The organism is Streptomyces dioscori (assembly GCF_003024195.1).
GTDB classification, from domain to species: domain Bacteria; phylum Actinomycetota; class Actinomycetes; order Streptomycetales; family Streptomycetaceae; genus Streptomyces; species Streptomyces dioscori.
In genome coordinates this window covers 439,529-452,815 of the sequence record NZ_KZ679042.1, presented here as the reverse complement: position 1 = coordinate 452,815, position 13,287 = coordinate 439,529, and the positions used below count along the sequence as shown (strand labels likewise).

The window sequence follows — 13,287 nt, the reverse complement described above, 5'->3', positions numbered from 1 at the left end:
AGCGACCCCGGCCGGGAGCGTGCGGAGCACGGTCGGCCGGGGGTGAACTACTGGGCGGGCTGTTCGAGGTGGTCGGTGACGAGCTCGGCGAACTCGTCGGGGGTGGCCAGCCGGATGCCGAGGGTCTCGGCCTTGGCGCGCTTGGATCCGGCGCCCTCTCCCGCCACCACCAGGGTGGTCTTCTTGGAGACGCTGGAGGAGGAGCGGCCTCCGGCCCGTTCGATCAGTTCGTTCATCTGGTTGCGGCTGAGCTTCTCCAGTACGCCGGTCATCGCGCCGGTCACCACCACCGTCATCCCGGCCAGCGGCCCGCCCGCCGGCGCCGCCCCCTCCGTACCCGCGGAACCCTCTTGACCCCCTGAACCGGCCGAGCCCTCGGAGCCCTGGGAGCTGCCCGAGGCCCCCTCGGAGCCCTCGGCCGTCGCAGCGCTCGGGGGAGTGGCACCCGGCTCGGTCATGTTCACCCCGGCGGCGATCAGCTTGTCGATGAGCGGGGCCAGCTCGGCGAGTTCGGCGACGATGGACGGGGCCTTCTCCGTGCCGATGCCGTCGACCTGCTGCATCGACGCTGCGTCGGCCGCGCGGACGTGGTCCATCGTGGCGAAGTGACGGGCGATGCGCCGGGACATCGACCGCCCCGTGCCCCGTACGCCGAGGGCGCACAACACCCGTGACAGCGGACGCCCCTTGGCCGTGGTGAGCGCCGCCAGGAGGTTGTCGGTGCTCGTCCCACCCATCCGCTCCAGGCCCAGCAGCTGATCGCGGGTGAGGGTGAACAGATCCGCGAGATCGGCCACCAGCTTCGCCTCGACGAGCTGCACGACGCGGGTGTGACCGAGACCCTCGATGTCGAGCTGATCACGGCCGGCCGCGTACGAGAGGGAGGCGACCAGGTGGCAGTTGCGGCCGTTCTCGCAGCGCCAGCGCTGCTCACCGGTGTCGATGCCGCTGCCGCACCGCGGACACACCTCGGGGAAGACGATGGGCTGTTCGTCCCCCGTGCGCAGATGGGCGACGGGGGCTTCGATACGGGGGATGACGTCACCGGCGCGGTGGACCATGACATGGTCGCCCAGGCGCAGGTCGCGCCGGGTGATGTCGGCCGGGTTGTGGAGGGTGGCGTAGGTGATGGTGGCCCCGTCGATGACGACCGGTTCGAGGACGGCGCGCGGCGCGATGATGCCGGTGCGGCCCACGTTCCACTCGACCTCAAGGAGCCGGGTGATCTTCTCCACAGCCGGCAGCTTGTAGGCGATGGCCCAGCGCGGGGCGCGCGAACCCGAACCGGCGGCCTGCTGGTCGGCGGCCAGATCCGCCTTGACGACGATCCCGTCGATACCGAACGGCAGCGCGGCGCGCAGCGCTGCGATCTCCTGCACCCGGGCCAGGACCTGCTCGGCCGTCGCGGCGGTGGTACTGGGCACGGCGGTGCCCGCGGTGGTGTTCACCCCGAGTTCCGCGGCGCGGTCCATCAGTTCGCTGTGGGACAGCTCGTGCAGCCGCCCGGCCTGCTCGGCGTCCGTGTCCGGCAGGGGCAGCAGCCCGTAACCGAAGAACGTCATCAGCACGGTGTAGGCACGCTCCTTGGCTCTCAGGGTGCCTGCCGAGGCGCCGCGCGGGTTCGCGAACGGCTGTCCGCCGTGCGCCGTGCGCACCTCGTTGGCGTGCTCGAACTGGGCCGTGGTCATCAGGACTTCACCCCGCACCTCCACCGTCACGGGCTCGGCCAGTACCTCGGGCAGGCCCTCGACGGTGCCGATCGCGTGCGAGACGTCCTCCCCGGCCGTCCCGTCCCCGCGGGTGATCAGCCGCTCCAGGCGGCCGGCGGTGTACCGGGCGGCGATCGCCAGGCCGTCGAGCTTCGGTTCGACGCTGAACCGCTCCACGTCATGGCCCACGCGCCGGGCCAGCGACGCCGTCCAGGCGGTGAACTCCTCGGCCGAGAACACGTTGTCCAGACTGAGCATCGCCACCGTGTGCGGCACGTCGCCGTCCACCGCGCCGCCGGCGACCTTCCCGCTCGGCGAGCCGGGCAGCACCTCGTCGGGGTGCTCGGCCTCCCAGTCGGTGATGGCGCGCACGAGCCGGTCGTAGGTGTCGTCGTCCATCGGCGAGGTGCCGCCCGTGTAGTAGGCGGCCGACGCCTTCACGGCGTCCTCGACGGCCTGTGCGTAGGCGACGGCATCCACGATCACTGCAACTGGTGAGGTCATGAGGGTCATCCTGCCTGCCACCACTGACAACGGCCCCGGCCTGGCCTTCGGACCGGGCGTGCTCCAATGGGGGATGACATCCTTCTGGACCGGTGAGCGAGTACGGCTGCGTGGTGTCGAGCCCGACGACTGGACGGCGCTCATGCGCTTCGAGGCGGACGAGGAGCGCCTCGGCGACCTGGTGCAGGCTCCCCGCTCCGCCGAGGGCCATCGTGCCCGCGCGAAGGAACTGGCGCTCGCCGCCCCCGACAGCGACCGCTTCATCCTGCTGATCGAGGCCGTCGAGACGGGACAGCCGGTGGGTGTGGTCGGTTCGCATCACGCCGACGCGCGCGCGGGCTGGTTCGAGTACGGCATCTCGCTGGGCACGGAGCACCGGCGCAGGGGATATGCGACAGAGGCCGCGACACTGCTGCTGCGTTACATGTTCGACGAGCGGCGCTTCCACAAGTGCCAGGCGCGGGTCTTCGCGCACAACGAGGCGTCGCTGACACTGCAACGCAGACTCGGTTTCGTCGAGGAGGGGCGGCTGCGCGACCAGGTGTTCTTCGCCGGCCGGCATCACGACGTGGTCATGATGGGCATGCTCGCCGACGAGTTCACCCACCTGCACCCGGCCCGTCCGACCGTGACATGACCGACCGCGGACACCTCGGCCGTCGGCGGCCCCGGCACGCAATGGCGTACGCGAACGAACGCCACTGAGCGTGCCGGTGGCCTCGGGGCAGTGCGCCGACGAGGAAGGTCAGTTGGCCGCCGCGGCGGGCTCGGCCTTGGTGTCGGTGGCGGCGGTGTAGAAGACCGAGGAGCCCTGCTTGTTGCGGTGGGCGCTGCTGCGGGCGACCAGGTTTTCGAGGGTGGTGCGCACGACGGTGGTCTTGATGGTGCGCTCCGGGTGGGCCGCGGTGAGCGCGGTGGTGACCTCGGCGGCGGAGCGCGGCTCGTTCTGCGCTTCGAGGTGGCCGCGGATCAGATCGACGAGGCTCGGCTGAGCGGTTGTCTTCGGTGCCTTGGCCGCGGCCTTGCCGCTCCCGCCGGTCTCGGGCTTCTTGGCCTCGGCCTTCTTCGTGCTCGTGGCAGCCGCCTTCTTCGGCTTGGTGGCCCTGGCCTCCTTGACCTGCTTGACCTCCTTGGCCGTCCTGGGCTGCTTGGTCCGGGCGGAGGACTGACTCGGTACGGAGGGCACCGCGGGGGTGGACCCGGCGACGGGGCTCGTACCACCGAGCGCCTGGTGCATGTTCACCAGCACCGAGTGGTCGTGCTGCAGAGCCAGCAACTGCTCCTGCAGAGCCGCGATGTCCGTCGCGATGCGCTCCTGCTCCTTGCCGTTGCGCTCCAGGTCGTTGGTCACCTGTGCGATGTACTGCGAGGTGAGTTCCGTGGTGGAGATCTGGTTCTCAGACATGAGTGGAGCCTTTCTCGGTCCGCCGACACATGTGCGAATGGGGGCTGCACGTCCGTGTGCGGGTGGAGAGCGGGGTGGTGTCTGTCAGGGCTGGTCCGTCCGAAGGACTCAACTGCGCGCTTTGCGCCAGTGTAGAGATACTACGCATGTGGGGAACGGGCTGTTCCTGGTGTGTGTCATGTGCCTACTGGTCAGACGGCGATCCAGGTGTGTTGCTCCCGCACTCGGTCCAGAGGTCGGTGTGCCAGTCCAGGTGCCGGACGAGGTCGTCATCGCCCGGCCGTGACGCGGGGGCGCCCCGGCCGGGACGGGGCGACGGGGGAGTGCCCCGTGAGATGTTTCCGCTGACGGTGACGTTCTCCTCGACGCGGGGGCGGCGCAGTGACTCGTACAGGGACAGCGCGGCCTCGGTGCCGGGTGCGTCGCGCAGGGACTTCGCGAGGACGACCGCGTCCTCCAGGGCCATCGAGGCACCCTGTCCGGTCGCGGGGGAGGCCGCGTGGGCCGCGTCACCGATGGTCAGGACGCGGCCGGAGCGCCAGGGCGTACCGGTGGGGATCTCCGTGGCGTCGGTGACCATGAGGCGGTCGGTGGTGGCCGCGACGACACCCGCGGCAGGGGTGGTGTCCTTGCGCAGCAGCGGCAGGAGCTGCTCGCGCCAGTGGCCGGGTGTGCCGTGGGCGATCTCCTCGGCGGTCAGGGGTTCACCGGGCACGCGCGCGAACCAGTACGTCTCCCCGGCCGGCGACACCGCGTAGCCGAAGGCGGTCCCGCTGCCCCGCACCATGGTGATGCGCTCGCTCTCCCCGGCGTTCTCCTCGGCCAGGAGCGCGTCGTCGGTGTAGCCGTAGAAGACACGCTGTCCCGCGTGACGGGGCCGCACATCAGGGGCGAACCCCTGTCGTACGACGGAGTTCAGTCCGTCCGCCGCGACGAGCAGGTCACCGGTCGCGGTGCTGCCGTCGGTGAAGTGCGCGGTGACCGCGTCCGGAGTGTGCCGGACGGACGCGAGACGTGCTCCGTGCCGGATGCCGATGCCCCGGCGTGCGGCCTCCGCCTGCAGCGCGGCGGCGAGTTCGCCCCGGTGCAGGCACCGGTACCGCAGGAGCGGGTCACCGGCCTCGCCGAGCGGCACATGGGCCACCGTGGCGCCGGTGTCGTCGAGGACGCGCATCGAACGCAGCGGGAAGCCGACCGCGGTGACCGCGGCGGCGGCGTCGAGCTGGGCGAGGGCCCGCATGCCGTTGCTCGCGAGGGTGAGGAACGCCCCGATGTCCTCGGCCGAGTCGGGATGGGCCTCGTGAACGGTGACGTCCGAACCCGCCTTGTGCAGAGCCAGCGCGGCAGCCGTGCCGGCGATCCCGCCACCGATGACAAGTGTGCGCACCACGTCGTATCCCCCACTCGTAGCCGTACGGACCCTCGTTCGCACTGTATGCCCGCATCTGCAGGTGTGCCTCCCGCGAGGTGTGAGGGCTGTGGCGCGCCGTTGACGGAAGGGGAACGCGGTCACCGACTTCGCACATGCGTATGGGTGTACGAGCCGCAAAACACTTGGACTCGGCGGGTGTTGACGCGGGACAATTCCCGTACCGGCCCACCCGTACTCACACCTGTTGTCGGCGTGCCGCAACGGCGATTCACCGGAGGAACGGGCGACGGGCCGCCTTGACACCACTCGGGGGTGGGATGGGATCGCCTGACACACGCAGGGTCCAACCACGCAGGGGCGCGGTGCTCCTGGCACTTCGTCACTACGGACGGGAGCTGGCCCGGTTACGGCTGTTCTCCGTACCGGCCATGCTGCTGCCCGCCATGGGCAACATCGGCATCAACTACATCGCGCCGCTCATCGTCGCGAAACTCGTCGCCAGGATCGCCACCGAAGGCGGCATCACGGTCACCGCCGCACTCCCTTACGTCCTCGGTTTCGCCGGCGTCCTGCTGCTCGGGGAAGCGCTGTGGCGGCTGGGCCTGCACTGCCTGAACCGGCTTGCCGCGCGCGGCATCGAGAACCTGTACGTGATCGGCATGGACGAGCTGTTCGCCAAGGACGCGGCCTTCTTCCACGACAACTTCGCCGGGTCGCTGACCAAGCGGGTGCTGAGCTTCGCCTCCCGGTTCGAGGAGTTCGTCGACACACTGACGTTCCAGGTCGTGGGACGCGTGGTGCCTCTCGCGTTCGGATCGGTGATCCTCTGGCGGTACGAACCTCTGCTCGTCGTCGGCCTGTTGACGATGCTCGTGCTGACCGCGCTGTGCGTGGTGCCGCTGATCCGCCGCCGGCAGGCCCTGGTCGACCGGCGCGAGGAGGCGATCGCACGGGTGTCCGGCCATGTCGCCGACAGCCTGATGAACATGGACACGGTCCGCGCGTTCGCGGCCGAGGAGCGCGAAGCCGCCGAACACCGTTCCCGGGTCGCCGAGTCGAGGCGGCTCACCCTGCGGGCGTGGGACTACGGCAACCTGCGCATCGACACACTCGTCGCACCCATGTCCGTACTCACCAACGCGCTGGGCCTGTTGCTCGCGGTCGCCCTCGCGGGCAGCGGACACGGTGTGGAGGCGGTCGTGGTGGCCTTCACGTACTACTCGAACGCGACGCGGATCATGTTCGAGTTCAATCAGGTGTACCGCCGTCTGGAGAGTTCGATGACGGAGGCGGGGCAGTTCACCGAACTGCTGCTGCTGCCGCCGACCGTGCTGGACCCGGTGCCTCCGGAGCCGCTGCTGTCCCAGGCCGCCGACGTCCACTTCGAGGAGGTGACCTTCGCCCACGCGGGGGCGGGACCCCTCTTCCAGGGACTCGAACTGGCGGTGCCCAGCGGCACGAAGATCGGTCTCGTCGGCCGGTCCGGCGGCGGCAAGACCACACTCAGCAGGCTGCTGCTGAGGATGACGGACCTCGACGCCGGCCGGATCCTGATCGGGGGACAGGACATCAGCAGGCTGCGCCAGGCCGAGCTGCGCAGCCTCATCGCCTATGTGCCGCAGGATCCGGCGATGTTCCACCGTTCGCTGCGGGACAACATCGCCTTCGCCCGGCCGGACGCCACGGACCGGGAGATCCGGCGTGCGGCCGAGATCGCGCACGTCACGGAGTTCGCCGACGCCCTGCCGCAGGGCTTCGACACCATGGTGGGCGAGCGCGGGGTCAAGCTGTCGGGCGGACAGCGCCAGCGGGTCGCGCTCGCCCGGGCGATCCTTCGTGACGCGCCGATCCTGCTCCTCGACGAGGCCACCAGCGCGCTGGACTCCGAGAGCGAGGTCCTGGTCCAGGAAGCGCTGTGGAGGCTCATGGAAGGACGGACGGCGCTCGTCGTGGCGCACCGGCTCAGCACGGTCGCCACCATGGACCGGCTCGTCGTCCTCGACCGTGGACGCATCGTCGAACAGGGCACCCACCAGGAACTGCTCGCCTCCGCCGGCGCCTACGCCAAGCTCTGGCAGCACCAGTCGGGGGGCTTCCTCGACGACGGGCCCACCCCGGAGCCCGTGCACTGACCGTGCCGTGAACCGACCGCACCGGCCACACACGATCCGTCGGTGGCCGGTGCGGTCGATGTGCTCTCAGGTCTGCGTGCGCCGCACGCACTCCCTGACCACGTCACCCAGGCTGCCGGTCCGCTCCAGGATCTCGCGCTGGACCCGGGCGCCGTTGCCGTCACGCAGCAGGTCCGTCGCGGCCTTGTGCACAGGGTCGGTGTCACCGCTGTCGTCCAGAGCGGGGCCGACGTGTTCCAGCAGCGCGCGCACCACGTCCCCGGCAGGCGCCGGCCGCATGGTCAAGGGGTGCAGCAGGTCCTCCTCAAGCCCCGACCGTGCGGCCCGCCAGGCGGCCAGGCGCAGCAGTTCCACGGGGTGTGCCGCCGGGGCGGTTCCCGCACGCCACTCGCGGGCCGCGGTCTCGACGAGTCCACGGGTGAGGGTGGCCAGCAGGGTCGCGGTGCTCGCCTCCAGGCAGACGTCCGACACCCGGATCTCGACGGTGGGGTACCGCTCGGCGATCCGCGCGTCGTAATAGACCATGCCCCGGTCCTTCAGCACCCCCGTGGCCACCATGTCGTCGATCCGCCGGTGGTAGGCGTCGGCCGAACCGAAGAGTTCCGTGGGGCCGGCCATCGGCCAGCGCATCCACACCCGGCTCCGGTAGCTGCTGTAGACGCTGTCCTTGCCCTGCCAGAAAGGGGAGTTCGTGCTGAGCGCGGTCAGCACGGACAGCCAGGGGCGGATGCGGTCGAGCACCGCGGCGCCCTCGTCGTCGGACTCCACCGACACATGGATGTGGCAGCCGCAGACCAGCTGCTCCTGAGCGGGCAGGCCGAACTCCTCGACCATCCACTGGTACCGGGCATTCATGCTGACCGAAGGGCTGACCGGCAGGGGCGAGGTGGCGAGCGCGACGACGGTGGCTCCGATGTCCCCCGCGACCCGCGCCGCCTCCTTGCGGCACCGGACGATCTCCGCGCCGAGTTGAGTCATGTCCGCCTGCGGGGCGGTGGCGAATTCGAGCTGCTGGGTGTGCAGCTCCTTCTCGAACGTCTCCTCCGACGGATCGTCCCTGGCGGCGCGAGCCAGTACCGCGGCGGACAGCGCCTGTGGTTCTCCGGTCTCGGGATCGACCAGGAGAAGTTCTTCTTCCACTCCCACGGTACGCACGTGACAAAGCCTCTCATAAGGGTCACCGGTGACGGCGACGCAGAATGCCGGGAAGGCGGAGGCCGACAACTCCCCCCGCGGTTCCGAATGCCCTGGAACAGCGGGTGGACACCCGGTGGCCGAGAGGGTTTGCGCGTACGCCGCGCGGCTCTGCCGCGCGGCCCTGGGACAGGACGGTGAGGACCATGGCGCACGTGACATGCCTCGGCCCCGGCCGGGCGGCAGCGACGCCGCCCGGACGGGGCCGGTTCACAGCACCCGGCGCCTGCGCCCCAGCCAGGTCTGGGCCACCACGACCACGGCGAGGAAGGCACCGCTGACCACCTGCTGGTACGCGGAGTCCAGGGAGCCGATCTGGTTGATGACGTTCTGGATCACCTTGAGCAGGAGCACACCGACCAGGGAACCGCTGACGAAACCGAAGCCGCCGGAGAGCAGGGTGCCGCCGATGACGACCGCCGAGATGGCCTCCAGCTCCATGCCTGACCCGAGGATCGTCACGCCCGACACCAGCCAGGCCGCGTTGAGCGCGCCCGCGAGACCGGCGCACAGTCCCGACAGGGCGTACACGGTGATCTTCGTACGGGCCACGGGGGCGCCCATCAGGGCCGCCGCGTCCTCGTTGCCGCCGACCGCGTACACGTACTGACCGAATCTGGTGAGGCGCAGGACGACGGCGCCGAGGACGAACAGGGCCACCGTGATCCAGATCGGTACGCCGATGCCGAGCAGCGAGCCCTGCCCGAGGGTCGCGAAGAACGAGTCCTTGTCGACGAGGTAGGTCTTCGAGCCCTCGTCGGTGATCGCCAGCAGGATGCCGCGCGCCCCGAGCATGGCGGCCAGGGTGACGATGAAGGGGGCCAGTCCCGACCGGGCGATGAGCAGGCCGTTGACGACCCCGATCAGCCCGCACACCGCGAGCGGGAGCAGCAGGGCCACCGCCGTGCCGTACTGCGAGCCCCAGGCCGCCAGCACCCCGCCTAGGGCGAAGAGCGAGCCGACCGACAGGTCGATGCCACCGGTGACGATGACGAACGTCATGCCGAGCGCGACCACGGCCAGGAAGGCCGAGGACAGCGCCATGTTCTCCAGGTTGTCACCGGTCAGGAAGGTGTCGAAGCTCAGTGACGCCGCCACCATGGCCACCAGGAGGGTGACCAGGGCGCCGTGCTGCTGGGCGAGGGCGCTGAAGCGTTCGGCGCGGGTGGGGGCGTCGATCTTGTCGGGCTCCTGGTGGACTGGGGCCGGCCGCATGTCGGCCTCTGTGGTCCCGGTGGTCATCGCTTCCCCCGTTCACGGGCCGCGTAGACGGCGGCGATGATCACCACGGCCTGGGCCATCTGCGTCCACGACGGTTGCAGGTCGTGCTTGATGAGCGTGGTGGTCAGCAGCTGGATCAGCACGGCCCCGGCGACCGTGCCGCCGATGCGTACACGGCCCCCGGACAGGGGAGTGCCGCCGACGACCACCGCCGTGATCGCCGACAGTTCCATGAGGTTGCCCAGCGAGGTGGGATCGCTGGCCGTCAGCCGGGCGGTGGCGAGGACACCCGCCACCGCGGCCAGCGCGCCGGAGCACGCGTACACCACGATGAGGACCCGGCGCACCGGCAGTCCCGCGAGGCGTGCCGCGGGCCTGCTGTCGCCGACGGCGAGCAGCTGCCGCCCGAAGGTCGTGCGGCGCACCACGAAGGCCACCAGCAGCGCCAGGCCCGCCGCGATGAGGACGAGGTACGGCACCCCCAGCACGTCACCGGAGCCGAGCGAGGCCATTCCCGGATCGCGTACGTCCTCCAGCTGCGGGAGCAGCACCAACGCGATCCCGCGGCCGGCGACCATGAGGGCCAGGGTGGCGACGATCGGCTGGACGCCGAGGAAGGCGATCAGTGAACCGTTCGCCAGGCCGATCACGATGCCGCCCGCCACCGCCATGAGAACGGCGAGCCACGGGCCGTAGCCGAGGTACAGGGACAGCAGCGAGGTGGACAGGGCCATCACCGAGCCCACCGACAGGTCGACGCCCTCGGTGCCGATCGCCAGCGCCATGCCGAGCGCCACGATCAGGACCGGCGCGACCTGCACGGCCTGGGTGCGGAAGTTCTCCGCCGAGACGAAGTTCGAGGTGAAGACGAAGTTGAAGACGAGCAGAGCCACGACGCCCGCGTAGACGCCGTACTCCTGGAGCAGGCGCAGCAGCCGCTCGCGGTCCACCTGACCGCGGATCAGCGTCAGGTCAGTCATGGGCGCTCCCAGCGGATTTCACGTTCTTCGAGAGGTCCGGCGATGCCGGGAGGTCCGGTGATGCCGGGAGATCCGCCGGTTCGGAGGGAGCCGAGGGCTCGGCGGCGATGGCGCGCATCAGCGCGTCCTCGGTGACGGCGTCGCCGGTCAGCTCGTCGACCACCACCCCGTCCTTGAGGACGATGATCCGGTCGCTGCCCTCGATCAGCTCCTCGGTGTCGGAGGAGATCAGCAGCACGGCGAGCCCCTCCTCGGCGAGTTCGTCGATGAGGGACTGCACTTCCGCCTTGGCCCCCACGTCGATGCCCCGGGTGGGCTCGTCGAGGAGCAGCACCTTCGGGTGCATGGCGAGCCAGCGGGCCAGCAGCACCTTCTGCTGGTTGCCGCCGGAGAGCTCACCGACCTTCTGGTGCGGCCCCGCGGACTTGATGCGCAGCCGCTTGACGAACATGTCGACGACCTTGTCGACACGGGCGTTGTCCACCAGACCGAACCGGGAGAGCCCGGGGAGGGCGGCCAGCGCGATGTTCTCCCGCACCGAGAGGCCGGGCGAGATGCCCTCGGCCTTGCGGTCCTCCGGCAGCAGGCTGATGCCGGCGCGGATCGCGGCCGGTGTGGAACCGGTCCGCACGGCCGCGCCGCCGACCGACACCCGGCCGGAGTCGGTCGGCAGCGCGCCCGCGATCGCCCTCGCGGTCTCACTGCGACCCGAGCCGAGGAGTCCGCCGAGACCCACCACCTCGCCCGGACGGATGGCGAGCGACACGTCGTGCAACTGGTGACGGATCGTCAGTCCCTCGGCGCGCAGCACCGGTTCGGCCGCCGCCTGGTGCGAGCCGGTGAACTTGGTCAGGCCTTCGCTGCGGACCTCGCCGATCTCCCGGCCCAGCATCAGGGAGACCAGCCGCAGCCGGTCGAGGTCGGCGAGCCGTCCGGTGTGCACCACCCGGCCGTCACGCAGCACGGTGACGGCGTCGCAGATCTCGTACAGCTCGTCCATGCGGTGGCTGACGTAGACCACGGCGATGCCGCGCTCGCGGAGCATGCCGATCACGTCGAACAGGGTGCGCACCTCGCGCGGTTCGAGCGAGGAGGTGGGCTCGTCCATGATCACGACACGGGCGTCGATGGCGACGGCCCGTGCGAGGGCCACCATCTGCTGGGCGCCGACGCCCAGTTCACGCAGCGGACGGCTCACGTCGACCCGGATGCCGAGGCCCCGCAGGGCCTCGTCGGCCTCCCGGTGCATACGGCGGAAGTCGATGAGACCGAGCCGGCCGCGCGGTTCACGGCCGAGCAGGAGGTTGCGCGCCACGCTCATCAGCGGGACGAGGTTGACCTCCTGGTAGATGGTGGAGATGCCCGCCTGCTGGGCCTGCAGGGGGGTCGTGAAGCGGACCGGTGAGCCGTTGTGGACGACCTCGCCGGTGTCCGGCTGGTAGACGCCGGTGAGTACTTTGATCAGGGTCGACTTGCCCGCGCCGTTCTCGCCGACGAGGGCGTGCACCTCCCCGGCGCGGGCGGTGAAGTCCACGTCGGACAACGCCTTCACGCCGGGGAAGAGCTTGGACACGCCAGTGACGGAGAGCATCTCAGTAGGCCTTGGCGATGTCCGACTCGGCGTTGGCCTCGGTGTACTCGGTGTCCTTGATGACGATGTCCTGCGCGACCTCGTCGCCCTTGGTGAAGCTGTCGAGGGTCTGGAAGGCGAGCGGACCGAAGCGCGGGTTGGACTCGACCACACCGCTGATCCAGCCGTCCACGATGCCCTGGACGGCGTTGCGCGTGCCGTCGATGGTCACGATCTTCACGTCGCCGGCCTTCTTGCCCGCGCCCTTGAGGGCGTTGACGGCGCCGAGGCCCATCTCGTCGTTCTCGGCGTAGATGCCCTTGATGCCGGGCTTGGACTGGATGAGGTTCTCGGTGACCGACTGGCCCTTCTCGCGGGCGAACTCGCCGGTCTGCTGGAAGACCACCTTGAGGCCGGGGGCCTCCGCCTTGATCTGGTCCACGAAGCCCTTGGTGCGTTCCGTGGTGACGTTGTTGCCCGCCGCGCCGAGCAGGATCGCGATCTCGCCCTTGCCGCCGGTCGCCTCGATCATCTGGTCGGCGGCCCGCTTGCCCTGCTCCACGAAGTCGGAGCCGATGAAGCTCACATAGTCCTTGCAGGCCTCCGCGTTGATCTTGCGGTCGACCGTGACGATCGGGATGTGCTTGGCCGCCGCCGTCTTCAGCACCGGCTCCCAGCCGTCCGAGTTGAGCGGGGCGATCACCAGCACGTCGGCGCCCTTGGCGATGAGGTCCTGGACGTCGCTGATCTGCTTGGAGAACTGCGACTGGGCGTTGGCGGTGAGGAGCTTGATGCCGCGCTTCTTCGCCTCCGCCTCGATCGAGGCGGTCTCGGCGATCCGGAAGGGGTTTGCCTCCTTCTCGGACTGCGAGAAACCGACCGTGGCGTTCTTGAGATCGAGCTTCTCGCCCCCGAACGTGTCGATGGTGCAGGAGGGCCCGGAGCCGGCACTCGGCGAGGCGACCTCCTGACCTGCGTCGGCCTGCTGCTCGGTGGCCTTGTCGTCGGAGGAGTCCTCGGACTTGGTGCATCCGGTGAGTGCCAGGCTCGTGAGGATGCCGGTGGCGAGGAGAGCGCGAGCGGTGGTGCGACGAGAAGATGCGGTCGACTTCATGGAGATCCCCAAACGGCGCGGCCCTGGAGCTGAGAGCGCTCCCGGGTAGTTCGGCACTTGACGGTCGATACGGCGTGCACGGCGTT

The 13,287-nt window shown here is 70.1% G+C and carries 10 protein-coding genes; 2 read left to right on the top strand and 8 right to left on the bottom strand.

Annotation, left to right across the window (positions count from 1 at the left end; genetic code table 11):
* Positions 1-47: 47 nt before the first annotated feature.
* Positions 48-2,213: an NAD-dependent DNA ligase LigA gene (ligA, locus tag C6Y14_RS15820; protein ID WP_199854745.1), complete on the bottom strand. Its 2,166-nt coding sequence runs from the start codon at positions 2,211-2,213 to the stop codon at positions 48-50.
* Between the two features lie 73 nt (positions 2,214-2,286).
* Here ligA and C6Y14_RS15815 point away from each other — a divergent pair, with 73 nt between their 5' ends.
* Positions 2,287-2,850, top strand: coding sequence for a GNAT family N-acetyltransferase (locus C6Y14_RS15815; protein ID WP_107017405.1), 564 nt, complete (start codon positions 2,287-2,289; stop codon positions 2,848-2,850).
* Positions 2,851-2,958: 108 nt separating this feature from the next.
* Here the strand turns inward: C6Y14_RS15815 and C6Y14_RS15810 are convergent, their stop codons facing one another.
* A complete protein-coding gene (locus tag C6Y14_RS15810) occupies positions 2,959-3,618 on the bottom strand; it encodes a hypothetical protein (RefSeq protein WP_107017294.1) in 660 nt (219 codons plus the stop codon).
* A 184-nt stretch (positions 3,619-3,802) separates the two neighbouring features.
* On the bottom strand, positions 3,803-5,008 hold the full coding sequence (locus C6Y14_RS15805; RefSeq protein WP_107017293.1) for an FAD-dependent oxidoreductase: 1,206 nt from the start codon (positions 5,006-5,008) through the stop codon (positions 3,803-3,805).
* Between the two features lie 299 nt (positions 5,009-5,307).
* Here C6Y14_RS15805 and C6Y14_RS15800 point away from each other — a divergent pair, with 299 nt between their 5' ends.
* On the top strand, positions 5,308-7,122 hold the full coding sequence (locus C6Y14_RS15800; protein WP_107017292.1) for an ABC transporter ATP-binding protein: 1,815 nt from the start codon (positions 5,308-5,310) through the stop codon (positions 7,120-7,122).
* A gap of 66 nt (positions 7,123-7,188) precedes the next feature.
* Here the strand turns inward: C6Y14_RS15800 and C6Y14_RS15795 are convergent, their stop codons facing one another.
* From C6Y14_RS15795 to C6Y14_RS15775, 5 genes are all read right to left on the bottom strand, one after another.
* Positions 7,189-8,277, bottom strand: coding sequence for a glutamate--cysteine ligase 2 (locus tag C6Y14_RS15795; protein WP_107017291.1), 1,089 nt, complete (start codon positions 8,275-8,277; stop codon positions 7,189-7,191).
* A 249-nt stretch (positions 8,278-8,526) separates the two neighbouring features.
* The gene (locus tag C6Y14_RS15790) at positions 8,527-9,531 is read right to left on the bottom strand and encodes an ABC transporter permease (protein ID WP_107017404.1); all 1,005 of its coding nucleotides are present in this window, start codon (positions 9,529-9,531) and stop codon (positions 8,527-8,529) included.
* Positions 9,532-9,554: 23 nt separating this feature from the next.
* Positions 9,555-10,517, bottom strand: a complete 963-nt coding sequence (locus C6Y14_RS15785; protein WP_107017290.1) for an ABC transporter permease — start codon at positions 10,515-10,517, stop codon at positions 9,555-9,557.
* Positions 10,510-12,108, bottom strand: a complete 1,599-nt coding sequence (locus C6Y14_RS15780) for a sugar ABC transporter ATP-binding protein (RefSeq protein ID WP_107017289.1) — start codon at positions 12,106-12,108, stop codon at positions 10,510-10,512. Before C6Y14_RS15780 ends, C6Y14_RS15785 begins: the two co-directional genes overlap by 8 nt.
* A gap of 1 nt (position 12,109) precedes the next feature.
* Entirely contained in the window at positions 12,110-13,201 is a 1,092-nt protein-coding gene (locus C6Y14_RS15775; protein ID WP_107017288.1) for an ABC transporter substrate-binding protein, read from the bottom strand.
* Positions 13,202-13,287: the final 86 nt, after the last annotated feature.

Coding starts and splice junctions, on each gene's coding strand:
- ligA (WP_199854745.1), bottom strand. CDS start 2,213: ATGACCTCACCAGTTGCAGTGATCGTGGATGCCGTCGCCTACGCACAG.
- C6Y14_RS15815 (WP_107017405.1), top strand. CDS start 2,287: ATGACATCCTTCTGGACCGGTGAGCGAGTACGGCTGCGTGGTGTCGAG.
- C6Y14_RS15810 (WP_107017294.1), bottom strand. CDS start 3,618: ATGTCTGAGAACCAGATCTCCACCACGGAACTCACCTCGCAGTACATC.
- C6Y14_RS15800 (WP_107017292.1), top strand. CDS start 5,308: ATGGGATCGCCTGACACACGCAGGGTCCAACCACGCAGGGGCGCGGTG.
- C6Y14_RS15790 (WP_107017404.1), bottom strand. CDS start 9,531: ATGCGGCCGGCCCCAGTCCACCAGGAGCCCGACAAGATCGACGCCCCC.
- C6Y14_RS15785 (WP_107017290.1), bottom strand. CDS start 10,517: ATGACTGACCTGACGCTGATCCGCGGTCAGGTGGACCGCGAGCGGCTG.
- C6Y14_RS15780 (WP_107017289.1), bottom strand. CDS start 12,108: ATGCTCTCCGTCACTGGCGTGTCCAAGCTCTTCCCCGGCGTGAAGGCG.
- C6Y14_RS15775 (WP_107017288.1), bottom strand. CDS start 13,201: ATGAAGTCGACCGCATCTTCTCGTCGCACCACCGCTCGCGCTCTCCTC.